The sequence below is a fragment of the Sinomonas cellulolyticus genome (assembly GCF_014656475.1).
GTDB classification, from domain to species: domain Bacteria; phylum Actinomycetota; class Actinomycetes; order Actinomycetales; family Micrococcaceae; genus Sinomonas; species Sinomonas cellulolyticus.
The window spans coordinates 56,323-78,123 of the sequence record NZ_BNCM01000001.1 but is presented as its reverse complement, the minus strand read 5'-3'; the positions used below and the strand labels follow the sequence as shown (position 1 = coordinate 78,123).

Here is a 21,801-nt window from a genome sequence, read left to right as displayed (position 1 = left end):
CTCACTCTTTCCCTGATCCGCCGCCAGCGGGGGCTGCGGAACCCATCAATTCTTCGATCGCGGCCACGAGGGCCTTCTTCTCCTGCGCGTAGCGGGGCCGGAAGCCGGTGTCCACGGCCGTGCCGCCGAGATCCCAGCCGACGACGACGAGGCCGTCCTTCTCCACGAACTTGCCCGCCATGCCCGACTCGAGTCGGACGCCGTCCAGATCCTCGCGCGGGACGAACAGCCTCTCGGCGCCGGCTCGGTCGAACGCGATCCCGTCATCCGTCACGACTGCTTCCGCGCGTGTGCGGACCCCGAGGCCATGGACGGCGATCCGGTCCAGCCAGTCCCCCGCCGTGGTGGTCACCACGTACTGCCCCGAGCATCGGAAGCGCTCGGCGCCGAGGTCGGCCGGCGCGGGCACGGGCGCCGCAACGCCTGCCTGACGCTTGAGCCGGCCGCGCCAGCCTGCCCATACGAGGCCCACGAGCACGAGGGCCAGGAGCAGCATGAGCAGGCCGGGTCCGAGACGCTCCATCACGCCACCACCGATCCGTGGGCCGGGCGCGGCGAGTTGAGCGCGCCGTCGAGCACGGTGGGATGCCCGGCGTAGAACGTCGCAACCACCCGGCCGGGCAGTTCCCTGCCCGCGAACGGCGAGTTGCGGCCCTTCGTGGCCTGCACCGCCGGGTCCACGGTCCAGCGCGCCGCCGGGTCCACGAGCGTGAGGTGCGCCGGCTCGCCTTCGGCGAGGGGCCGGCCCTGATCCGCCAGGCGGCCGATTCTGGCGGGGACCTCGGACATCGCCCGGGCCACGTCCCGCCACGTCATCAGGCCGGTCTCGACCATCGCCTGCTGGACGACCGAGAGCGCGGTCTCGAGCCCCGTCATCCCCATCGCCGCCTGGACCCACTCGCAGTCCTTGTGCTCGCTCGGGTGCGGCGCATGGTCTGTCCCGACCACATCGATCGTGCCGTCCGCCAGGGCCGAGCGGAGCGCCATGACGTCGTCATGGGTGCGCAGCGGCGGATTCACCTTGTACACGGGGTCGTAGGTGCGCACAAGCTCGTCCGTGAGCAGCAGGTGGTGGGGCGTTGCCTCGGCGGTCACGTCAATCCCCCGGGCCTTGGCCCATCGGATGATCTCGACGGACCCGGCGGTGGACACGTGGCACACGTGGAGCCGCGAGCCGACATGCTGCGCGAGGAGGACGTCGCGCGCAATGATGCTCTCCTCGGCCACGGCGGGCCAACCGGGAAGGCCGAGGACCGAGGAGACCGAGCCCTCGTTCATCTGGGCACCCGCGGTGAGGCGCGGCTCCTGCGCGTGCTGCGCGACCACGCCGTCGAACGCCTTGACATACTCGAGCGCGCGGCGCATCAGCAGTGGATCGTGGACGCACATGCCGTCATCCGAGAACATCCGCACGGCGGCGGCGGATTCGGCCATCGCACCGAGCTCGGCGAGGCGCTCGCCCTCCAGGCCCACGGTCACGGCGCCGACGGGCCGCACGTCGACCCAGCCGGCGCGGCGGCCCAGGTGGGCAACCTGCTCCACGACGCCAGCAGTATCGGCCACCGGGTTCGAGTTGGCCATGGCATGCACGGCCGTGTAGCCGCCGAGGGCCGCCGCACGGGAGCCCGTCTCGACCGTCTCGGCGTCCTCCCTGCCGGGCTCGCGCAGGTGGGTGTGGACGTCCACGAGCCCGGGCAGCGCGACGAGGCCCTCGGCGTCCACCACGGTCGCTCCGTCGGCGTCCAGTCCGGAACCGACGCTGGCGATCACGCCGTCGGCGATGAGGAGGTCAGTCGCCTTCTCTCCGTAGAGGGACGCACCGCGGACGAGGTAGCGGGGCGAGGACGTCATGAAACCGTCTCCTTCAGCTGGGGTGCGGCCGTGGCGCTGCCGGCGAGGCCGCTGGACATGAGCAGGTACAGGACAGCCATCCTCACGGACACGCCATTGGCGACCTGCTTGAGCACCTGGGAACGGTCCGAGTCCGCGGCCGACGAGGATATCTCGAGGCCGCGGACCATGGGGCCGGGATGCATGATGACGGTGTCCTTGAGGCCGAGGTCGTCGAGCCGCGCGAACCGCTCGTCCCCGAGCCCCCATCGGCGGGAGTACTCGCCGGTCGAGGGGAAGAACGAGGCATTCATCCGCTCGGCCTGGACCCGCAGCATCATGATGGCGTCGGGGCGGGAGGCGATGGCCTCGTCGAGGTCGTAGGAGACCTCGCACGGCCACCCCTCGACGCCGATGGGCAGGAGTGTGGGCGGGGCCACGAGCGTCACGTGCGCGCCGAGCGTCGTCAGGAGCCACACGTCGGAGCGTGCGACGCGCGAGTGGAGGATGTCCCCCACAATGATCACGCGCGCGCCGGCCAGGTCGCGGCCGGTCGACGCCGTGCCCGCCACCCGGGCAAGGTGCCGACGGAGGGTGAACGCGTCGAGGAGTGCCTGGGTCGGGTGCTCATGCGTGCCGTCGCCGGCGTTGACCACTGCCGCGCTGATCCAGTCCGTCACGGCGAGGCGATGCGCCGCGCCCGAGGCGTAATGGCGGATCACGACCGCGTCGGCGCCGATCGCCTCGAGAGTCTGCGCCGTGTCCTTGAGGGATTCGCCCTTGGAGACCGACGAGCCCTTCGCCGCGAAGTTGATCACGTCCGCGGAAAGACGCTTCGCCGCGGCCTCGAAGGAGATGCGGGTCCGGGTGGAGTCCTCGAAGAAGAGGTTCACCACGGTGCGGCCACGGAGCGCAGGGAGCTTCTTGACCTCCCGCGAGTTGACCGCACTCATCTCCTCCGCCGTGTCGAGGATCCGGATCGCGTCCGCCGACGAGAGATCCCGCGTGGACAGCAGGTGCTTCACGCTGCGACCTCGCCCTCGGGCGAGTCGATCGCCACGAAGTCGGCGTCGATGCCCGCGTCGACCTCACAGAGGCGGACGCTCACCTTCTCCGACCGCGAGGTCGGCAGGTTCTTGCCCACATGGTCCGCGCGGATGGGCAGTTCACGGTGACCGCGGTCCACGAGCACGGCGAGGCGCACGGAGCGCGGACGGCCCAGATCGACGAGGGCGTCGAGGGCAGCCCGGATGGTGCGGCCGGAGTAGAGGACATCGTCGACCAGCACGACCACTTTGTCATCGATCCCCCCGGCAGGGAGCGTGGTCGGCGCTGGAGGCCGCGTGGGCTGGCGCGCGAGGTCATCGCGGAACATCGTGATGTCGAGCTGGCCGACGATAGAGGCCGGGTCGAGTGACGAGTCGGCCGCGGCGAGCTTGGAGGCCAGACGGACGGCGAGGGGGTAACCCCGTCGCGGAATGCCGAGGAGGACGAGGCCCTCCGATCCCCGGTTGGCTTCGAGGATCTCGTGCGCGATACGGGTGAGCGCCCGGTCGATGTCGCCTGATGTCAGGACGACACGGCCTGAATTGCCCTTCTGCCCGTCCGCGCTGCGTACTTCTGCAGAGGCGGGTGCCACAGCAGACCCCTTTCCCCGCCTCACAGGACGGAATTAAATGAGGAAAACTGTCGTTCCACGCTATCACACGGCCGCAGGACCGCCCGGGCCGCCCGCTAGCCTTGAGCTATGAGCGCCCCGCCTCCGCAGATGCCCGTCGTGGTTCCTGCGCCCCGCCGGACGGGCATGCGGTTCAGTCTGGTCGCGCTCGTCGCCGCGGGCGCCGGGGCCCTCCTGGCGGGCCTCGCCGTCGTCGTGCCCCTCCTGCTCCGTGCCACCGGAAGCGCCGGACTCCTCGTCGGCTTCCTGCTCTCCCTCTTTCCCCTCAGCCTGGTGCTCCTCGGCGTCCACGTGGTCGACCGGTGGGAGCCGGAGCCGCGCAGGCTCCTGGCCCTCGCCCTGGGGTGGGGAGCGGTGGTGGCGGTCGCGGCGACGACGCTCGTCCAGCCCCTCTTCCTCGCCCGGTTCGGCCCGCGCGACGCAACGGAAGCGCAGACCCTCGAGTTCCTCGCGACGGTGGAAGCCCCTGTCGTTGAGGAGGTTTCCAAAGGCCTGGGCCTGCTGATCCTCATGCTGGCCGCGCGCCGATTCGTCGACGGACCCGTGGACGGGATCGTCTACGGGATGACGGTCGCTGCCGGGTTCGCCTTCACCGAGAACATCCTGTACTTCGGGCGGCTGTATGCGGACAGCGCCGGGTCGGCCGCCTCACTGGCCCTGATCTTCACGATGCGCGGGGTCCTCTCTCCGTTCGCCCACGCGATGTTCACGGGAACTCTGGGCCTGATCGTGGGGCTCGCGGCGCGTCGCTGGAGCCCCGGCCTCGTGATGGGCACGTTCGCAGCAGGCCTTGTGCCTGCCATGCTCCTTCACGCGCTCTGGAACAGCGCCGGCGAGGACTTCTTCCTGCTCTACGTCCTGGTCCAGATTCCCCTGTTCGGCGCGGCAGTCCTGGGCGTTTACTTCTTGAGACGTGCGGAGGCACGCCTCACTCGGACCACGCTCCTCGAGTATGCCCGGGCGGGCTGGTTCACGCCGCTCGAGGTGGACATGCTCGCCACCCCGCGGGGACGCTCCGCCGGCCTGAGGTGGGCCGCCGCGCGGGGCCGCCGGCACGAGATGCGCGCGTTCATCCGCAGCGCCACCGATCTCGCCGCCGTGCGGCAGCGGGTGCTCAGCGGCCGCGAGGTCCGCGGCTACGCGGAGGCCGAGCGGGACCTTCTCGAACGGACCGGACGCCACCGGTCGGCGGTACTCGGGATTCCGCACCTGGGCCTGCAGTCCTGAGACGACGCGCCGCACCCTCTGAGACGACCGAGGGACCCCGCAATGCGGGGTCCCTCGGTTCCGGGCGCAGTGTGCCGCTCTGGCGTCAGCATCCTGCGGCATCGGAACCACAGGGATGACGCGTCAGGCGAGCAGGGTCGGCTTGAGCTCTTGGAGGCGGCCCAGGAGCCCGTTGACGAACGAAGGCGACTCGTCTGTGGACATGGTCCGGGCCAGCGAAACCGCCTCGCTGACCGCTACACCATCCGGCACCTCATCGTTGTACAGCAGCTCCCACGTGCCGATGCGCAGGATGATGCGGTCGACGGCGGGCATCCGCTCGAGCGTCCAGCCCTGGGCATAGGTGCGCAGGATCTCGTCGATCTGCGCCTGCTTGGCCGTCACACCGTCCACAATCTGGACGGTGTACGGGTTGATGACCTGCTCGGTCCGGTCCCGGCGCCCTTGGATGGCGTCTGTGGCGGGGACGGAGCGCTGCTCCGCCTCAAAGAGGATGTCGAGGGCCCTTGCACGGGCCTTGCCGCGGGCGCTCACTAGTCGTTGACTCGACCCAGGTAGCTGCCATCGCGCGTGTCCACCTTGACCTTCGTGCCGGTCTCGAGGAAGAGCGGGACCTGGATCTCGTAGCCCGTCTCGATGGTCGCGGGCTTCGTCCCGGCCGAGGAACGGTCGCCCTGGAGGCCGGGCTCGGTGTAGGTGATCTCCATGACAACGCTCGGCGGGAGCTCGACGTACAGCGGGCTGCCGTCGTGGAGGGCGATGAGGACCGTCTGGTTCTCGAGCATGAAGTTGGCCGCGTCCCCGACCGTCTCATTGGTCACGGTGATCTGGTCGTACGTGTCGGTGTCCATGAAGACGAAGTCCGCGCCATCCTTGTACAGGTACTGGAAGTCGCGGCGGTCGACCGTTGCCGTGTCGATCTTGGTGCCCGCATTGAATGTGCGGTCGACCACCTTGCCCGAGAGGACGTTGCGCAGCTTGGTGCGGACGAAGGCGCCGCCCTTGCCCGGCTTGACGTGCTGGAACTCGATAACGTTCCAGAGCTGGCCGTCCAGGTTCAGCACGGTGCCGTTCTTGATGTCGTTGGTGGTTGCCACGAAAGCGCCTCTCGTCTTTTCTTCTGCTCAGAAATCCGCAGACCATTCTAACCGGAGCAGAAGACCCCGGCCGTCACACCTCGTTGCTGAGCAGCTCCCGGGCCCGGCCGAGGGCCACAGTCGAGGAGTAGATGAGGCTGGCATCCGCCGACTGGGCGACGCGCAGGTCGAGTGCCTGCGCAAAGGCCTTCACCGCCGCGGCATACCTGCCGCGTGAGAATTCGATCTTGCCCAGATAGTGCAGGACCTTGGCCTCGTCCTTGGTTCCCCTGGCCTCGGCAAGAAGCTGCTGGGCCCGCTCGACGGCGCGGTCATGCCGGTTCCCGGCACGGAGCACGTCAAGCTCGAGGACTTTGAGCTTGAACGATTCGGGGTCGCGGTAGCGGGCCTCGGACAGGATCTCGGCAGCCGCACTGACATGCCCGCGGGCGAGCTCCACGAGAGCCTGGTCGCCTGGATCACCGCTGGCGGCGATCGCCTGCTCGCAGCGGTCCTCGTCGACGACCTCCGTGGTGAGTGTCTCGGGGTTGATGGCGATGCCCGGGAACCCGGACTGGGGCCATTCCCGGCGGTCCGCGATCATGCGGCGGCCCCCTCGGAGATCTCCTGATAGGCCGCGAAGAGAAGGGAGGTGTCCGGCACCTCGAGGATGCCCGGCTTGGCAACGTCCTCGAGCACCACGAAGCGCAGCAGATCACCCCGGGACTTCTTGTCGCGCCGCATCCCGTCGAGCAGTGCCTGCCAGCGGTCGCCCCGGTACGAGGTGGGCAGGCCGAGGGACTCGAGGATCGTGCGGTGGCGGTCGGCCACGGCGTCGTCGAGCCGTCCCACGCTGCGCGCGAGCTCGGCCGCGAACATCATGCCCACGCTCACCGCTGCCCCGTGCCTCCACGAGTAGCGCTCCGCAAGCTCGATGGCGTGGCCCAGGGTGTGGCCGTAGTTGAGGATTTCCCGCAGTCCGGACTCCTTCAGGTCCTCCGAGACGACCCGGGCCTTGACCGCAATGGCACGTTCGATCAGCTCACGCACCACGGGTGAGGTGGCGTCGGCGACAGCCGCCGGGTCCTGCTCAATGAGGTCGAGGATGGCGGGGTCGGCGATGAAGCCGCACTTGACGACCTCGGCCATGCCGGAGATGAGCTCATTGCGCGGGAGGGTGGCGAGGGCGTCGAGGTCCGCCAGCACGGCCGCAGGCGGATGGAAGACGCCGACGAGGTTCTTGCCCTCCGCGGTGTTGATGCCCGTCTTGCCGCCCACGGCGGCGTCCACCATCCCGAGCAGGCTCGTGGGCAGGTGTACGACGCGGACGCCGCGGAGCCAGGTCGCCGCGACGAAGCCGGCGACGTCACTCACCGCTCCGCCTCCCACCGAGACGATGGCGTCGGACCGCGTGAAGTCGTTCTGGCCCAGGACCTGCCAGCAGAATGCGGCGACCTGGATGTGCTTGCCCTCTTCGGCGTCGGGGATCTCTGCCGTGAGTGCGGTGAATCCGTCGCCCTCGAGCGACTCGCGGACCGTGTCCCCGGTGGCTCTCAGAGCCCGCGGGTGGATGACGAGGACGCGGCGGACGCGTTCGCCGAGCGCGGGACCCAGACGGTCCAAGAGCCCGTGGCCCACCACGACGTCGTAATTCTCGGCCGGGGTGGTCCCCGTCACCTTGATGACAGCAGCGTCGCTGCTCATGCACTGACTCCCTCGTCGACGCGGCACTTTCCGGCCGCGATCTCGCTCGCAATGTATCCCGCCACCTCGGCAGCGGTGCTGTGGCCCGTGTCCACGCTGAGGCTCGCGAGCGATTCGAAGACGGGTCGGCGTCGCTCCATGAGGGCCTTCCAGCTGTTCTCCGCATCGCCGTGGAGCAGCGGACGGTCCGCGCTGCCCGCGAGCCGGGGCGCGACGTCGTCCCAGTCGGCGCGCAGGTACACGCGGTGCACGTGCACCAGCCGCGAACGCGTGTCCTCGCGCAGCACGGAACCGCCGCCCAGCGCGAGCACGAGGCCGTGCGGACGCACGGTACCGAGGGTGCGGGCAATCACCTCGGCTTCGGCCCGCCTGAACGCCTCTTCTCCCTGCGTGGCGAAGATCTCGGGGATCGGCCCGTGCTCGGCGACCACAAGGGCATCTGTGTCGAGGAACTCCGCGCCGAGGAGCGCGGCGAGAGCCGCACCGACCGAACTCTTGCCGGCGGCCATGGGCCCGAACAGCACGACCGGCCGGTCGAGCTGGATCACACGTGGGCTCATCCGGCCACCGAGTCGAGCGCTGCGGGGATGGCTGCGACGAACCCTTCCATGTTGCGGCGCGTCTCTGCCACCGAGTCTCCGCCGAACTTCTCGAGCACGGCCTGGGCCAGCACGAGGGCCACCATGGACTCCGCCACGACGCCGGCGGCAGGGACAGCACAGACATCCGAGCGCTGGTGGTGCGCCTTCGCCGCGTCGCCGGTGGCCACATCGATCGTGCGCAGTGCCCGGGGCACGGTGGCGATGGGCTTCATCGCGGCGCGCACCCGCAGGACGTCCCCGATGCTCATGCCTCCCTCGATCCCACCGGCCCGGTTGGTCGAGCGGACGATCTTGCCGTGCTCGTCGCGCACGATCTCGTCGTGTGCGGCTGAGCCCCGACGGGCGGCGGTGCGGAAGCCGTCCCCGACCTCGACGCCCTTGATCGCCTGGATGCCCATGAGGGCCGCGGCCAGACGCGCATCGAGGCGGCGGTCCCAGTGGACGTAGCTCCCCAGCCCCGGCGGCAGGCCATAGGCGAGGACCTCCACGACGCCACCGAGCGTCTCGCCCTCCTTGTGGGCGGCGTCGACCTCGGCCACCATGGCCTCGGACGTCGCAGCGTGGAGGCAGCGGAGGGGGTCGGCGTCGAGAGCGGCAACGTCCGCTGGGACGGGCAGCGGCGCATCCTCGGGGACGGCAACCCCGGCGATCTGGGTCGTGTGGCTCACGAGCTCGATGCCGAGTTCCTTCAGGAACGCGGCCGCTGCAGTGCCGAGCGCAACGCGGGTGGCGGTCTCACGGGCGGAGGCACGCTCGAGGACGGGACGCGCTTCGTCGAACCCGTACTTCTGCATGCCGGTGAAGTCTGCGTGCCCGGGCCGAGGCCGGGTCAGCGGCGCGTTGCGTGCCTGCCCCTCGAGGACCTCGGGGTCCACGGGGTCGGCGGCCATGATCTGCTCCCACTTGGGCCACTCGGTGTTGCCCACCTCGATGGCGACGGGGCCGCCCTGGGTCCTGCCGTGCCGGACTCCGCCGAGGATGGTGACCTTGTCCTCCTCGAACTTCATCCGGGCTCCGCGGCCGTACCCGAGACGCCGCCGGGCCAGGGCCTGCCGGATGTCCTCGCTCGTGAGCGCCACGCCTGCGGGAAGCCCTTCGAGGATGCCTACGAGTGCCGGGCCGTGGGACTCACCGGCAGTCAACCAACGCAACATGACATCCATCCTGCCACGATGGCCCGTCAGGCCGCGCGCCGGGGTATGCCCACTGAGTCGCACATCACATCTATGACGTCCCGGGAGCGCGCATCCTCGCGCCCGGTGAACAGCACGATCTGCTCCACGGCCTGGTACACGAGCATCTCAAGCCCATGGAGCACAGTCCCACCGCGGGCCTCCCACGCCGACGCCAGCCGGCTGGGCCACGGATCATAGGCGACGTCGAGCAGTACCTGCCGCGCGCCGTCGTGCGCGGGAGCACAGCGCGCGAGCTCCTCGGCGACGCCATCCGCTGCGTGCGGCGGAAGGGTGCTCACGACGGCGTCGGCGGAGGCCAGGCGTCGAGCCGCGCCGGCGAGTGGGGTGACCGTGACCGCGAGCCCGAACCGCTCGGCGAGGGCTGCGGCTTCTCCGGCGCGGGAGGCGTTGCGGACGAGGAACTCGATCCGTGCCGCGCCGAGGCGCTGGAGCGCGGCGACGGCCGCGAGGGCCGTATTGCCGGCCCCGATGACCACCGGATCGACAACACGATCCAGTCCGGCTTGCCGGAAGGCCTCGGTGATCCCGGCCACGTCCGTGTTGTGGCCGCTCAGAGCCACGCCGTCCGGCCCTTCAGACACGACTACCGTGTTGAGCGCGCCGAGCTGCGCCGCAAGGCCTTCAACCCGGTCCATGAGCGGCACGAAGGCCGCCTTGAGCGGCATGGTGACCGAGAAGCCGCGCCAGCCCGGCTCAGTACGCACACGGTCGGCGAACTCCGGCAGCTGCTCCTCGGTGAGGTCGAACGCGCCGTAGTCCATGTCGACGCCCAGGAGCGCGTAGGCCGCGCGGTGCAGCGCCGGGGACTTCGAGTGGCTGATCGGATGGCCCAGGACGGCGGCGCGAGGCCGAGTCACTGGCACTTCCCGGGGTTCGACTGGCACCACTGGTTGTACTGCTGGGCGTAGACCTGATGCTCTGCGTAGGTCTTGGAGAACTTGGTCTCACCCGTGTCGAGGTTCACCGTCACCCAGTAGAGGTAGTCGTTGGGAGTCGGCTTCGCGGCGGCGTCGATCGCCGATGCGCCCGGCGATCCGATGGGACCTGCGGGGAGGCCCGGGTTGGCGTACGTGTTGTACGGGTTGCTCTTGTCCGCCTTCTCATCCTCGGTGATGTGGTAGCTCTTCTTCCCGAGCCCGTAGGTCACGGTGGCATCGGACTGGATATAGCCGTTGGTCTCCGTGTTCGGCTTCAGGCGGTTGTAGATCGCGCCGGCCACGTTGCCGTAGTCCGCGCGTCCGCCCTCGGCCTGGACGATGCTGGCGACCGTCAGGACGTCGTACTGCTTGGCGGGATCGGTGATCCCGTCCGCCTTGAGCTTGTCCAGAGTGGTGGTGACGAGCTTCGTGAGGATGTCCTTCGCCGAGGTCCCGACCGGGAACCTGTACTCGCCGGGGGCGAGATAGCCCTCGAGGTTCTTCGCCTTGGCCGGGAGCCCGAAGTCGGCAGGCTTCGAGTTGAGCGCGTCGAGGTCCTTGCGGTCCACGCTGGCAGCCTTGGCGATGGCATCGAGGGACTCGCCTACGCGCATGCCCGCACTGAGGGCCAGGTAGATGACCTTGTCGTTGGAGCTCCCGACGAGGATCTGTGCCGCGTCCGAGGACTTCATCTCCTTCTTGAAGGTGTAGTCGCCCGGGTGGAGACTGCCGCCGGCGGCAGCGAAGGCCTTCAGGAACGTCCCCGCGTCGGCCACGACATCCTGCTTCTCAAGGCTGCTCGCGACCGCCGCTGCCCCGGACCCCGGCTGCACGGTCACCGTGACAGTGCCGCTCCCGGGACCGGGGAAGTCCTTGACCTTGTCGATGCCGAGGATCGGCTTGAGGAACTCGACGCCGATCAGCGAGGCGCCGATGAACAGCGCGAGCGCGAGGGCCAGGCCGATGACAACGCGCGCGCGACGGGACTTCCGCTTCTTGGCGACGACGGGCTCTCCGAAGACGCCGTGCACGTCGTCGAACGGATGGTGGTCAGCTTCTGGCACGAACGCATGTGCGCCGTGGGTCCCGTGCTCGAACTCGGCGTGGTGGTAGTCGTCGTAGTGCGCGTGGTTCAGGCCCTCGTCGACCAGGTCGTCCGCGATGTGCGCGTCGGCGAGTCCCCAGTGGTGTGCAGGCTGCGCCTGCTCCGTCGGCGCCGCCGTGCTGAGCGCGTGGGCCGCCGCGGGAAAGACGTTCCGGCGGATCGGGGCGTCCTCGGTCACGGCGGGAAGGTAGGCGGTCGCGGGCGCGGCGTCGGAGAAACCGGTCCCTGCCACAGGAGCGGCCGACGGCGCGGGGGCGCTCTGCGGCTCAGCCTCCGGCATCGGGGGCGCCACATCGAGAGAGGTACGCCGGGCGGGAACCGGTGAAGGGAGGACAGAGGGGGCGCCGGCATCCGGGACCATCACCGGGGACGGCGGCGCGTACGCCGTCGCGTAGGAGGCGGCGGGCCCCGAGGACGGCGGGTAGGACCCCCAGCCCATTGCGGCCGAGGTCGCTGGGACGGCGCTCGGGACGAGTGGCTCCGGCGTCCGTGCGCGCCGCCGCCCGTGCGTGTGGGACTCCCCGCCGCCAGGACGCGGGGCATCGGGGCCGGTGAGACCGGGAGCCGTGGCCGAGGCTGTGGCCGTCGGAGTGGCCGCGCGCTCGCTCTGCGGGGATACGGCGGGGCGCGGGAACCCCGAGGCAGGGGCGGCATCTGCGCGGCGCTGGGGGGTGAGCAGTCGCTGGGCGGCCTCTTGCTGGGCACGCTCGCGCTCGCGCAGCTCGCGGCGCGTCAGGGGCCGGTCAGGCACGGCCGGGGTCGTGGTGTCCTGGGGGTCCATCGTCGCTAGCCTCTCACATCCGAGTCGTCGCTACGGATTTCCCCACTCCGCAGGTTGGGGGCCTCTACCAGTGCCCCCGCCTCACCACGGCCGCGGATGAGGTCCAGTGCATGGGTGAGGATCCCGACTGCGGCCATTTGGTCCACCACTCTACGATGCTCGCGCGAGTCCATGCCAGCCGCCCGGAGGTGCCGGTGCGCCTCGACGGTCGTGAACCGCTCGTCCACGAGCCTGACCGGGCAGGCGAGGCTCGCCGCGGCCAGCTGGGCGGCGAGCAGTTCGGCGAACGACCTCGCCATCGCGGCGGACTCGGCCTCTCGGCCTGCAAGGGTCCGCGGCAGGCCAACGTAGATTTCGACAGCGCCGCGCTCCGCGGCCTCGCGGACGAGCACTTTGATGTCACTGTTCCGCTTGGGGTCGCGTGCCAGCGTCTTCACGGGAGTGGGGAGGATCCCGTCGGCGTCGCACACTGCGACGCCGACGCGGACCGAACCGACGTCAACAGCAAGCCTGACGCCCCGGGGGAAGGGACGTCCTGACAGATCGTGGGAAGTCATAGGCGGCTCCGGTCAGCGCTGCGCGACAGCGGTCGCGATCGCCCCCAGGGCTTCGACGATCTTCGCCGGATCCGTGCCGCCGCCCTGCGCGACGTCGTCCTTGCCACCGCCTCCACCGCCGAGGATGCCGGCAGCGGTGCGCACGAGCGCACCCGCCTTGACCCCGGCCTGGCGGGCTGCGGAGTTCGTCGCCACGAGGACTGCGGGACGGCCCTTGGCCACGCCGGCAACCGCGACCGTCGCAGCAGGCGCCCCGTCTCCATCGCCCAGCCGCCCACGGAGGTCGAGCGCGAGGGCGCGGAGCTCGTCCGCGGAGCCGAGCTGCCCGGCGTCGTGCGTGATGAGGCGGACGCCCGCGACGTCCTTCGCGGTGCCCACGAGAGCGGCGGCGGAGGCCGCGAGCTTCTCCTTGCGGAGGCGCTCGAGCTCCTTCTCAGCCGTCTTGAGCTTCTCCAGGGTGCTCGAGATCCGTTCGGTCAGCTGGGTCGAGGGAACCTTGAACATCTCGCTCAGCTCGGACACGAGGGCGCGCTCGGCGGCCTGGTGGCGGAACGCGTCAAGGCCCACGTACGCCTCGACGCGGCGGTTGCCGGAGCCGACCGACTGCTCGCCGAGCATGGTGAGGGAGCCGATGAGGGCGGTGGAGTCCACGTGCGTACCGCCGCAGAGCTCCATCGACCAGGGGCCGTTGATCTCCACGACGCGCACGCGGGAGCCGTAGTTCTCTCCGAAGAGGGCCATGGCACCGGCGGCCTTGGCCTCGGCGAGCGGCATTTCGGAGGTGTTGACGGTGAAGTTGTCGCGGATCGCGAGGTTCGCGACCTCCTCGATCTCGCTCTTCGCCGCACCCGAGAGCTGCTCGCCCCAGGCGAAGTCGAAGCGGAGGTACCCGGCCTTGTTGAACGAGCCGCGCTGGACGGCCTCCGGGCCGAGGATCTGGCGCAGGGCAGCGTGCACGAGGTGCGTCGCGCTGTGGGCCTGCTCGCCGCCGTGGCGCCGCTCCCGGTCGACGGCGGTGCGTACGAGGGCCTCGGCCGTCAGCTCACCCTCGCGCACCACGGCCTTGTGGACGGACAGGCCCTTGATGGGGCGCTGGACGTCCAGGACCTCGACGAGGAAGCCGTCGCCGGAGATGAGGCCGCGGTCGGCCGCCTGGCCGCCTGCCTCGGCGTAGAACGGGGTCTCCTCGAGGACGATCTCGACCTCCTCGCCGGCGGAGGCACGGTCCACACGGCTTCCGGCAGAGACGAGACCGCGGATCCGGGACTCCCCCTCGAGCTCGGTGTAGCCGGTGAACACAGTGTCGCCGGCGGCGTGGAGCTCCTGGAAGAGCGTGAGGTCCGCATGGCCGGACTTCTTCGACTTCGCGTCCTTGCGGGCGCGCTGGCGCTGGTCCTCCATGAGGGCGCGGAAGCCCGCCTCGTCGACGGTGACCCCCGCCTCCTCGGCCATCTCCAGCGTCAGGTCGATCGGGAAGCCGTAGGTGTCGTGTAGGGTAAAGGCCTCCTCGCCGGAGAGCGGATGGCCTTCGGCCTTGGAGTGGCTGACGGCCTCGTCGAGGCGCGCGGTGCCGGCGGCGATCGTGCGCAGGAATGCCTTCTCCTCGCCGTAGGCGATGCGGCTGATCCTGTCGAAGTCCTTCTCGACCTGCGGATAGACGCCCTTCATGGCGTCGCGGGAGGCGGGCAAGAGCGCCGGGAGGACCGGCTTCTCGACGCCCAGCAGGCGCATGGCGCGCACCGCGCGGCGGATGAGGCGGCGCAGCACGTAGCCGCGGCCCTCGTTGGAGGGCGTCACGCCGTCGGTGATGAGCATGAGGGCGCTGCGGACGTGGTCGGCCACGACGCGCATGCGCACGTCGTCGGTGTGGTGCGGGTCCTCCGGCGTCTCCGCGGAGGTGTACTCCTTGCCGGAGAGCTCGGCGGCCTTGTCGATCACGGGGCGGACCTGGTCCGTCTCGTACATGTTCTCCACGCCTTGGAGGATCATCGCGAGGCGCTCCATGCCGAGGCCCGTGTCGATGTTCTTCTTCGGTAGCTCGCCGACGATGTCGAAATCGACCTTCGAGCGCACGTTCTCGATCTGGTACTGCATGAACACGAGGTTCCAGATCTCGATGTAGCGCGTATCGTCCACGGCCGGCCCACCCTCGGGGCCGTAGGCCGGGCCGCGGTCGTAGTAGATCTCCGAGCAGGGGCCCGCGGGGCCTGGCTGGCCGGTGGACCAGTAGTTGTCGCTCTTGCCCATGCGCTGGATGCGCTCGGCGGGGATGGACGTGTGCTTGAGCCACAGGTTCGCGGCCTCGTCGTCGTCCTCGTAGACCGTCACCCACAGCTTCTCCGCGGGCAGGCCGTAGCCGCCGTCGTCCACACTCATGGTGAGGAGCTCGAACGCGAAGCGGATCGCGTCTTCCTTGAAGTAGTCGCCGAAGGAGAAGTTGCCGCACATCTGGAAGAAGGTGCCGTGGCGCGCCGTCTTGCCGACCTCCTCGATGTCCGCCGTCCGGATGCACTTCTGCACGCTCGTGGCCCGCGGGAAGGGCGGCTCCTCCCGCGCCGTGAGGTAGGGGATGAACGGCACCATGCCGGCGATCGTGAACAGGATCGACGGATCCGGCGAGACGAGCGACGCCGAGGGCACGGCGGTGTGCCCCTTGCTGACGAAGTAGTCGATCCAGCGCCGGGTGATCTCGTGGGACTTCATGTGCGTGTGCTTCAACCTTCTTGTGTGTGCGGGCTCCATCAATTCTAGGCGCCGGCGCTAATCGGTGAGACCAAGCCCCTTGCGCAGCTCGGCCTCACGCTCGGACATGCCCTCGCGGACTCCGTGGGCGAAGTGCGCTGCGGTGTCCGCCAGCGACGCGACCGCGCGGTTGATGCCCCCGGGTGCCGGAGCGGAGCGGGCCTTGGTGATCTGCTGGTAGGCGAGGACGCCAACGGCGATGCCCACGCCGAGCCACACGATGCGCTTCACGATCTCGGGGTTTCCCTTCTGGTGGGGTGGCTGTCGACGGGCCGTCTCAGCGGCTGCGCCGGCCGGACGGGCGCGTCGCCTTGCGCTGCTGGGCGAAGGCCGAGCGCACCCCGTAGGAGAACGCCGCGACCTTCACGAGCGGAGAGCCGACCGTGGCCGCTACGAGGGAGGAGAGGGCCGAGACGTTGGCGGTGGTGTCGGAGACGTTGGCGGCGATGCCGTCCACCTTCTTGAGCTGCTCGTGCGTGGTCGAGACGGTCATGGTCACTTCGTCCATGAGCGGGGTGGCACCGTCAGCAAGCGTGCGGATCGAGCCGCGCAGCTCGTCCAAGACCTTGCCGAGCTTGAGGATCGGCACGGCCAGAAGTGCCACGAGGACCGCGAAGACGCCCGCGGCGATGAGCCCTGCAATGTCCCCTCCGGACACGGTTCCTCCTCCCGAGCACGCGGCATGCCCGCGAACCCTCTGGCTACCTTACACACGCGAGGAGCCCGCGGCGGGCGCCGCGGGCTCCTCATGCTGGACCTGCCGCCCGTGGGCGGAGAGGATCAGCGGGCGTAGTACTCGACGACGAGCTGCTCTTCGCAGGTCACGGGGATCTCGGAGCGCTTCGGGCGGCGCACAAGGCGCGCCTGGAGCGACTCGAGCTTGACGTCGAGGTAGCCGGGAACAGTCGGGAGGACGTCGCGGTGGGCGCCGGCGGCGGCAACCTGGAACGGCGTCATCGTCTCGGAGCGCTCGTGGACGCCGATGAGCTGGCCCTCGGCCACGCGGAACGACGGACGGTCGACCCGCTTGCCATCCACGGTGATGTGGCGGTGCACGACGAGCTGGCGGGCCTGGGCGATGGTGCGGGCGAACCCGGCACGGAGCACGAGGGCGTCGAGGCGCATCTCGAGGAGCTCGATGAGGTTCTCACCGGTGAGGCCCTTGGTGCGCTTGGCCTCCTCGAAGGCGCGGGTCATCTGCGCCTCGCGGATGCCGTACTGGGCGCGGAGGCGCTGCTTCTCGCGGAGGCGGACTGCGTAGTCCGAGTCCTGCTTCTTGCGGGCGCGGCCGTGCTCACCGGGGCCGTATGGGCGGCGCTCCATGTACTTGGCGGCCTTGGGAGTGAGGGCGAGGCCGAGAGAGCGCGAGAGGCGCGTCTGACGGCGGGCACGAGTGCTCGACACGTGTGTCCTTTCATCATGCCGCGGCACTGGAATCCTGGCCTCCGGAGGTGGAGAGCATTGGCCCGCGACTGCCTTCTGCTACCGAGGGCGCGCCTCATCCGCCGACTGGCCAGGGAGGAGCGCCCGGACGTGCCAGACGGTGAACCAGCCTATCACGTGCCGCGGATGATCCCGCGCAGCCGCTCGACCCTCGCCTGCAGCTCCCTTTCAGCGCCGTTGGCAGTGGGCGTGTAGTAGTCCCTGCCGACGAGGTCGTCCGGCGGGTACTGCTGCCGCGCGACGGCGTGCGGCGCGTCGTGCGAGTACTGGTAGCCCTTTCCGTGCCCGAGCCGCTGCGCGCCTGCGTAGTGGGCGTCCCGGAGATGGGCCGGGATGCCGGTGCCCAACCCCGCACGCACGTCCGCGATCGCGGCATTGATGCCGTTGTACGCCGCGTTCGACTTCGGTGCGGTCGCGAGGTGCACGACCGCCTCGGCCAGGACGATGCGGCCCTCCGGCATGCCGATGAGCTGTACCGCCTGAGCTGCGGCCACCGCGGTCTGCAGGGCCGTCGGGTCCGCCATGCCGACGTCCTCCGCGGCCGAGATGATGATCCGCCGGGCGATGAAGCGCGGGTCCTCCCCCGCCTCGACCATCCGCGCCAGGTAGTGCAGCGCCGCATCCACGTCGGAGCCGCGGATGGACTTGATGAACGCGCTCACCACGTCGTAGTGCATGTCCCCTGCGCGGTCGTACCGCACCGCATGCGCGTCCACGGCCTTCTCGGTGTGCGCGACCTCCACGGTGACGGGGCCGGCGTCGCCACCTCCCCCGGCGTCGGCCTCTCGAGCGGCACCAGCCTGTCCGAGCGCGACCGCGGCGGCCGCCTCGAGAGCCGTCAGGGCGCGCCGCGCGTCTCCGCCGGCGAGCCGCACGAGGTGCTCCGCGGCGTCATCCGCGAGCACGACGGCGCCGCCGAGCCCGCGCGGGTCCGTCACCGCCCGATCGAGGAGGCCGCGGATGTCCCCGTCCGTGAGCGGCCTGAGCGTGAGCAGGAGCGAGCGCGAGAGCAGCGGGGAGACGACGCTGAAGGAGGGGTTCTCCGTCGTCGCGGCGACAAGCACCACCCAGCGGTTCTCGACGCCGGGCAGGAGGGCGTCCTGCTGGGCCTTGGTGAACCGGTGGATCTCATCGAGGAAGAGGACAGTGGTGGTGCGGTGAAGGTCCCGGGCCGTGAGGGCCTCGTCCATGACGCGGCGCACGTCCTTGACCCCGGCCGTGATCGCCGAGAGCTCCACGAACCTCCGTCCAGGGCCGCGCGCGATCACGTGGGCGAGCGTCGTCTTGCCGGTTCCGGGCGGCCCCCACAGGATCACGGAGCTGGGCCCGGTGAGCGACGCTGTGCCCCCGGCGCCGACCCCGGCCGCGAGCTGGCGCAGCGGGGACCCCTCCCCCAAGAGGTGCTGCTGCCCCACGACCTCATTGAGGCCGCGCGGCCGCATCCGCACGGCGAGAGGGCTGCGCTGGGCATCGCGGGCGGCCTTCGCTGCGCGATCGCCCGCGGCGGACGACGGCGAGTACTCGCCGACGTCGTCCGACTCGCCGCTGACGCTGCCGAGGGAACCGAACAGATCTTCCATTGCCTCTACGCTACCCCGGCACACCGACACCCCAGGACGGTCACCGACCACGAAGGCGCGGACCCCAGCGGGAGCCGCGCCTTCGCCGTCGTGCGCCGGAGCTCAGCCGACGCAGCTGTCCTAGTCGGCCTTCTCTGCCTTGTCCGCCTTCTTCGGCTCCGGCTTGGCGTCCACGCCAGCCTCCTTGCGCTGCTCCGGGGTGATGGGAGCGGGCGCGGCAGTGAGCGGGTCATAGCCGCCGCCGGTCTTCGGGAACGCGATCACCTCGCGGATCGAGTCGACGCCGGCCAGAAGGGCGACCACGCGGTCCCAGCCGAGAGCGATGCCGCCGTGCGGCGGGGCGCCGTACTTGAAGCCCTCGAGCAGGAAGCCGAACTTCTCCTGCGCCTCCTCGGGCCCGATGCCCATGACCTTGAAGACCCGCTCCTGGATGTCACGCCGGTGGATACGGATCGAGCCGCCGCCGATCTCGTTGCCGTTGCAGACAATGTCGTAGGCGTAGGCGAGGGCCTCGCCCGGATCCGTGTCGAAGGTGTCCATGAACTCGGGTTTGGGCGACGTGAAGGCGTGGTGCACGGCGGTCCAGGCGGAGTAGCCGAGCGCGACGTCGCCGGAGGCCTTCGCATCCGCCGAGGGCTCGAACAGCGGGGCGTCCACGACCCACACGAAGGCCCAGTCGTGGGGATCGATGAGGCCAGTGCGGTGACCGATCTCCACGCGCGCCGCCCCCAGCAGGGCGCGCGAGGGGCCCGGCTCTCCGGCGGCGAAGAAGATGCAGTCGCCGGGCTTGGCACCCACGGCGTCTGCGAGGCCCGCGCGCTCGGCGTCGGTGAGGTTCTTGGCGACCGGGCCGGCCAGCTCGCCGTCCTCCTTGTACAGGACGTAGGCGAGGCCCTTCGCACCGCGCTGCTTGGCCCACTCCTGCCACGCGTCGAGCGTGCGGCGGGGCTGGGAGGCACCGCCGGGCATGACGACGGCGCCGACGTAGCCCGCGGCGTAGCCGGCCTTGAACACGCCGAAGGTCGTGTCCTTGAAGTACTCGGTGAGGTCCGTCAGCTCGAGCCCGAAGCGGAGGTCCGGCTTGTCCGAGCCGTACTTGGCCATTGCCTCGGCGTAGGTCATGCGGCGGATCGGGGTCGGGATCTCGACGTCGATGAGCTTCCACAGCGCGGCGACGATGCGCTCCCCGAGCGCGATGATGTCGTCCTGCTCCACGAAGCTGGCCTCGATGTCCAGCTGGGTGAACTCCGGCTGGCGGTCGGCGCGGAAGTCCTCGTCACGGTAGCAGCGGGCGATCTGGAAGTACTTCTCGATCCCGCCCACCTGCAGGAGCTGCTTGAACAGCTGCGGCGACTGCGGGAGCGCGTACCAGGAGCCGGGCGCGAGACGCGCCGGCACGAGGAAGTCGCGGGCGCCCTCGGGGGTCGAACGGGTGAGTGTGGGAGTCTCGACCTCGACGAAGTCCTCGCCGTGGAGCAGTTCGCGCGCCACGCGGTTCGCCTCGGACCGCAGGCGCATCGCCCGTGCCGGCCCGGGGCGGCGGAGGTCGAGGTAGCGATGCTTGAGCCGCGCCTCCTCGCCGACCTCGACGTGCTCGTCGACCTGGAAGGGCAGCGGGTCGGCCGTGTTCAGGACCACGACCTTCTCGGCGATGACCTCGATCTCGCCGGTGGCGAGCTGCGGGTTCTCGTTGCCCTCGGGGCGGCGCTCGACCGTGCCGACCACCTGGAGCACGTACTCGTTGCGCAGCCCGTGGAAGACCTCCTCCTCGCGGACCACGACCTGCGCCACTCCGGTCGCGTCCCGCAGGTCCACGAAGGCCACCCCGCCGTGGTCTCGGCGGCGGGCCACCCAGCCCGCAAGGGTGACAGTCTGTCCGATGTGCTCGGGACGCAGTGTCCCGAGGCCGTGTGTGCGCAGCACAGGTCTTCCTTAAAGTCGGCTCGTCAAAGGGTTCGGATCGAGTTTACCCGCGACGGCGGTCGCGGCGGCCTGCGTCTACTCGCCGGCGGGGGACGCGGAGACCTGCGGGACGATGTCCTCGGCGGGGGGCATCCAGCTCGACGGGTCTGCGGCGACCTGCTCGCCTGAGCGGATGTCCTTGACCTCGTGCGTGCCGTCCGCGTGCGAGAACCAGACGAACGGGATGCCGCGCCGGTCCGCGTACTTGATCTGCTTGCCGAACTTCTCGGCCTTGGCGGCGACCTCGACCGCGATGCCACGGCCGCGCAGCTGGGCGGCCACGCCCTGGGCGGCGCCCCACGAGTCGTCGTCGACGAGTGTGACGTAGACGGCAGTGGGAACGGAGCGGCTGGCGGTGGCCAGCTGCTGGCTCAGGATGCGGGAGACGAGACGCGTCACGCCGATCGAGAGGCCGACCCCCGGGAACTTGCGGTTCCCCTTCGTGGCCAGAGCGTCATAGCGGCCGCCCGAGCAGATCGAGCCGAGCTGCTCGTGGCCGGTCAGGACCGTCTCGTAGACGGTGCCCGTGTAGTAGTCGAGGCCGCGGGCGATCGAGAGGTCGGCGACGACCTTCCCGGGCGCGGCGGCCGAGGCCGCGGCGATGACCTGCTCCAGCTCGCTCAGGCCCTCCTCGAGCAGGCCGTCCTGGACGCCCAGCGCGCGCACCTGTGCAACGAAGGAGGTGTCCTCGGTCCGGATGGAGGCGAGCTCGAGGGCCGCCTTGGCCTGCTCGGGCGTGGCGCCGAGCTCCTCCTGCAGCAGTTCGGCGACCTTCTCCGGGCCGACCTTCTCGAGCTTGTCGATGCTGCGCAGGACGCCGGCGGTGTCAGCCAGGCCGATGCCTCGGTAGAAGCCCTCCGCGAGCTTGCGGTTGTTGACCCGGAGGCGGAACGGCGGGATCGGGAGCGCGGAGAGGGCTTCTGCGATGACCAGCGCAAGCTCGACGTCGTAGCGGAAGGGCAGCTCGCCGTCGCCCACCACATCGATGTCCGCCTGGGTGAACTCGCGGGCGCGTCCCTCCTGTGGACGCTCCCCGCGCCACACCTTCTGGATCTGGTACCGGCGGAAGGGGAAAGCGAGGTAGCCGGCGTTCTCCACGACGTAGCGGGCGAACGGCACGGTGAGGTCGAAGTGCAATGCGAGGGCGTGGGCGTCGTCGCGGCTGGCGGTGTCCTCGTCGTCCTGGAGGCGGGAGAGTCCGTACACCTCCTTGTCGATCTCGCCCTTGCGCAGGAGCTGGCCCACAGTCTCCACTGCCCGCGTCTCGATGGAGGCGAACCCGTGCAGCTCGAACGTGCGCCGGAGCGTGTCGAGCACGTGCAGCTCCACGAGCCTCTCCTGCGGAAGCCACTCGGGGAATCCTGACAGTGAGGCGGTACGTGCCATGGGGGACAAACTCCT

Annotated in this window: 21 protein-coding genes; 1 reads left to right on the top strand and 20 read right to left on the bottom strand. The window is 70.2% G+C overall.

Going from position 1 to position 21,801, the window contains the following annotated elements:
- Nucleotide 1 precedes the first annotated feature (1 nt).
- The 4 genes from IE231_RS00350 to pyrR are packed head-to-tail and all read right to left on the bottom strand — an operon-like array spanning nt 2 to nt 3,469.
- Nucleotides 2–523, bottom strand: coding sequence for a PH-like domain-containing protein (locus IE231_RS00350; protein ID WP_189691962.1), 522 nt, complete (start codon nt 521–523; stop codon nt 2–4).
- Complete coding sequence (locus IE231_RS00345) at nt 523–1,851, bottom strand: dihydroorotase (RefSeq protein WP_189691961.1); 1,329 nt, start codon at nt 1,849–1,851, stop codon at nt 523–525. Before IE231_RS00345 ends, IE231_RS00350 begins: the two co-directional genes overlap by 1 nt.
- Nucleotides 1,848–2,855, bottom strand: coding sequence for an aspartate carbamoyltransferase catalytic subunit (locus IE231_RS00340; protein ID WP_189691960.1), 1,008 nt, complete (start codon nt 2,853–2,855; stop codon nt 1,848–1,850). The genes IE231_RS00345 and IE231_RS00340 overlap by 4 nt, the downstream gene beginning before the upstream one ends.
- Nucleotides 2,852–3,469 (bottom strand): bifunctional pyr operon transcriptional regulator/uracil phosphoribosyltransferase PyrR, encoded by a 618-nt coding sequence (gene pyrR / locus IE231_RS00335; RefSeq protein WP_189691959.1) that lies wholly within the window; start codon nt 3,467–3,469, stop codon nt 2,852–2,854. Before pyrR ends, IE231_RS00340 begins: the two co-directional genes overlap by 4 nt.
- 108 nt (nt 3,470–3,577) lie before the next feature.
- On the opposite strand from pyrR, the gene IE231_RS00330 reads away from it, so the two are divergent.
- Entirely contained in the window at nt 3,578–4,735 is a 1,158-nt protein-coding gene (locus tag IE231_RS00330) for a PrsW family intramembrane metalloprotease (RefSeq protein WP_189691958.1), read from the top strand.
- A gap of 123 nt (nt 4,736–4,858) precedes the next feature.
- On the opposite strand, the gene nusB is transcribed toward IE231_RS00330, so the two are convergent.
- From nusB to hisS, 16 genes are all read right to left on the bottom strand, one after another.
- The gene (gene nusB / locus IE231_RS00325) at nt 4,859–5,269 is read right to left on the bottom strand and encodes a transcription antitermination factor NusB (protein WP_189691957.1); all 411 of its coding nucleotides are present in this window, start codon (nt 5,267–5,269) and stop codon (nt 4,859–4,861) included.
- Nucleotides 5,269–5,832 (bottom strand): elongation factor P, encoded by a 564-nt coding sequence (gene efp / locus IE231_RS00320; protein WP_189691956.1) that lies wholly within the window; start codon nt 5,830–5,832, stop codon nt 5,269–5,271. Before efp ends, nusB begins: the two co-directional genes overlap by 1 nt.
- 73 nt (nt 5,833–5,905) lie before the next feature.
- The gene (locus IE231_RS00315) at nt 5,906–6,415 is read right to left on the bottom strand and encodes a tetratricopeptide repeat protein (RefSeq protein WP_189691955.1); all 510 of its coding nucleotides are present in this window, start codon (nt 6,413–6,415) and stop codon (nt 5,906–5,908) included.
- Nucleotides 6,412–7,515: a 3-dehydroquinate synthase gene (aroB, locus tag IE231_RS00310; protein WP_189691954.1), complete on the bottom strand. Its 1,104-nt coding sequence runs from the start codon at nt 7,513–7,515 to the stop codon at nt 6,412–6,414. Before aroB ends, IE231_RS00315 begins: the two co-directional genes overlap by 4 nt.
- Nucleotides 7,512–8,075, bottom strand: a complete 564-nt coding sequence (locus IE231_RS00305) for a shikimate kinase (protein ID WP_189691953.1) — start codon at nt 8,073–8,075, stop codon at nt 7,512–7,514. Before IE231_RS00305 ends, aroB begins: the two co-directional genes overlap by 4 nt.
- Nucleotides 8,072–9,271, bottom strand: coding sequence for a chorismate synthase (aroC, locus tag IE231_RS00300; RefSeq protein ID WP_189691952.1), 1,200 nt, complete (start codon nt 9,269–9,271; stop codon nt 8,072–8,074). Before aroC ends, IE231_RS00305 begins: the two co-directional genes overlap by 4 nt.
- A 26-nt stretch (nt 9,272–9,297) precedes the next feature.
- On the bottom strand, nt 9,298–10,170 hold the full coding sequence (locus tag IE231_RS00295) for a shikimate dehydrogenase (protein WP_306341549.1): 873 nt from the start codon (nt 10,168–10,170) through the stop codon (nt 9,298–9,300).
- Entirely contained in the window at nt 10,167–12,116 is a 1,950-nt protein-coding gene (mltG, locus tag IE231_RS00290; RefSeq protein ID WP_229866398.1) for an endolytic transglycosylase MltG, read from the bottom strand. Before mltG ends, IE231_RS00295 begins: the two co-directional genes overlap by 4 nt.
- 5 nt (nt 12,117–12,121) lie before the next feature.
- Nucleotides 12,122–12,673 carry a Holliday junction resolvase RuvX gene (gene ruvX, locus IE231_RS00285; protein ID WP_189691950.1) on the bottom strand — a complete coding sequence of 184 codons (552 nt, stop codon included), beginning with the start codon at nt 12,671–12,673 and terminating at the stop codon, nt 12,122–12,124.
- 12 nt (nt 12,674–12,685) lie between these two features.
- Nucleotides 12,686–15,376 carry an alanine--tRNA ligase gene (gene alaS, locus IE231_RS00280; RefSeq protein WP_189691949.1) on the bottom strand — a complete coding sequence of 897 codons (2,691 nt, stop codon included), beginning with the start codon at nt 15,374–15,376 and terminating at the stop codon, nt 12,686–12,688.
- Nucleotides 15,377–15,433: 57 nt separating this feature from the next.
- The gene (locus tag IE231_RS00275; RefSeq protein WP_189691948.1) at nt 15,434–15,646 is read right to left on the bottom strand and encodes a hypothetical protein; all 213 of its coding nucleotides are present in this window, start codon (nt 15,644–15,646) and stop codon (nt 15,434–15,436) included.
- Between the two features lie 46 nt (nt 15,647–15,692).
- Nucleotides 15,693–16,073, bottom strand: coding sequence for a DUF948 domain-containing protein (locus IE231_RS00270; protein ID WP_189691947.1), 381 nt, complete (start codon nt 16,071–16,073; stop codon nt 15,693–15,695).
- Between the two features lie 122 nt (nt 16,074–16,195).
- Nucleotides 16,196–16,819 (bottom strand): 30S ribosomal protein S4, encoded by a 624-nt coding sequence (gene rpsD, locus IE231_RS00265; protein ID WP_189691946.1) that lies wholly within the window; start codon nt 16,817–16,819, stop codon nt 16,196–16,198.
- 152 nt (nt 16,820–16,971) lie between these two features.
- Nucleotides 16,972–18,438 carry a replication-associated recombination protein A gene (locus IE231_RS00260; protein WP_189691945.1) on the bottom strand — a complete coding sequence of 489 codons (1,467 nt, stop codon included), beginning with the start codon at nt 18,436–18,438 and terminating at the stop codon, nt 16,972–16,974.
- A 120-nt stretch (nt 18,439–18,558) separates the two neighbouring features.
- On the bottom strand, nt 18,559–20,361 hold the full coding sequence (gene aspS, locus IE231_RS00255) for an aspartate--tRNA ligase (protein ID WP_189691944.1): 1,803 nt from the start codon (nt 20,359–20,361) through the stop codon (nt 18,559–18,561).
- 75 nt (nt 20,362–20,436) lie between these two features.
- Nucleotides 20,437–21,786: a histidine--tRNA ligase gene (gene hisS, locus IE231_RS00250; RefSeq protein ID WP_189691943.1), complete on the bottom strand. Its 1,350-nt coding sequence runs from the start codon at nt 21,784–21,786 to the stop codon at nt 20,437–20,439.
- Between the last annotated feature and the right edge of the window lie 15 nt (nt 21,787–21,801).

What these genes read in the sequence shown, in the direction of transcription:
- IE231_RS00315 (WP_189691955.1), bottom strand. Translation starts at nt 6,415, where the DNA reads ATGATCGCGGACCGCCGGGAATGGCCCCAGTCCGGGTTCCCGGGCATC.
- aroC (WP_189691952.1), bottom strand. Translation starts at nt 9,271, where the DNA reads ATGTTGCGTTGGTTGACTGCCGGTGAGTCCCACGGCCCGGCACTCGTA.
- alaS (WP_189691949.1), bottom strand. Translation starts at nt 15,376, where the DNA reads ATGAAGTCCCACGAGATCACCCGGCGCTGGATCGACTACTTCGTCAGC.
- hisS (WP_189691943.1), bottom strand. Translation starts at nt 21,786, where the DNA reads ATGGCACGTACCGCCTCACTGTCAGGATTCCCCGAGTGGCTTCCGCAG.
- ruvX (WP_189691950.1), bottom strand. Translation starts at nt 12,673, where the DNA reads ATGACTTCCCACGATCTGTCAGGACGTCCCTTCCCCCGGGGCGTCAGG.
- IE231_RS00345 (WP_189691961.1), bottom strand. Translation starts at nt 1,851, where the DNA reads ATGACGTCCTCGCCCCGCTACCTCGTCCGCGGTGCGTCCCTCTACGGA.
- IE231_RS00350 (WP_189691962.1), bottom strand. Translation starts at nt 523, where the DNA reads ATGGAGCGTCTCGGACCCGGCCTGCTCATGCTGCTCCTGGCCCTCGTG.
- IE231_RS00260 (WP_189691945.1), bottom strand. Translation starts at nt 18,438, where the DNA reads ATGGAAGATCTGTTCGGTTCCCTCGGCAGCGTCAGCGGCGAGTCGGAC.
- IE231_RS00305 (WP_189691953.1), bottom strand. Translation starts at nt 8,075, where the DNA reads ATGAGCCCACGTGTGATCCAGCTCGACCGGCCGGTCGTGCTGTTCGGG.
- aroB (WP_189691954.1), bottom strand. Translation starts at nt 7,515, where the DNA reads ATGAGCAGCGACGCTGCTGTCATCAAGGTGACGGGGACCACCCCGGCC.
- mltG (WP_229866398.1), bottom strand. Translation starts at nt 12,116, where the DNA reads ATGGACCCCCAGGACACCACGACCCCGGCCGTGCCTGACCGGCCCCTG.
- IE231_RS00330 (WP_189691958.1), top strand. Translation starts at nt 3,578, where the DNA reads ATGAGCGCCCCGCCTCCGCAGATGCCCGTCGTGGTTCCTGCGCCCCGC.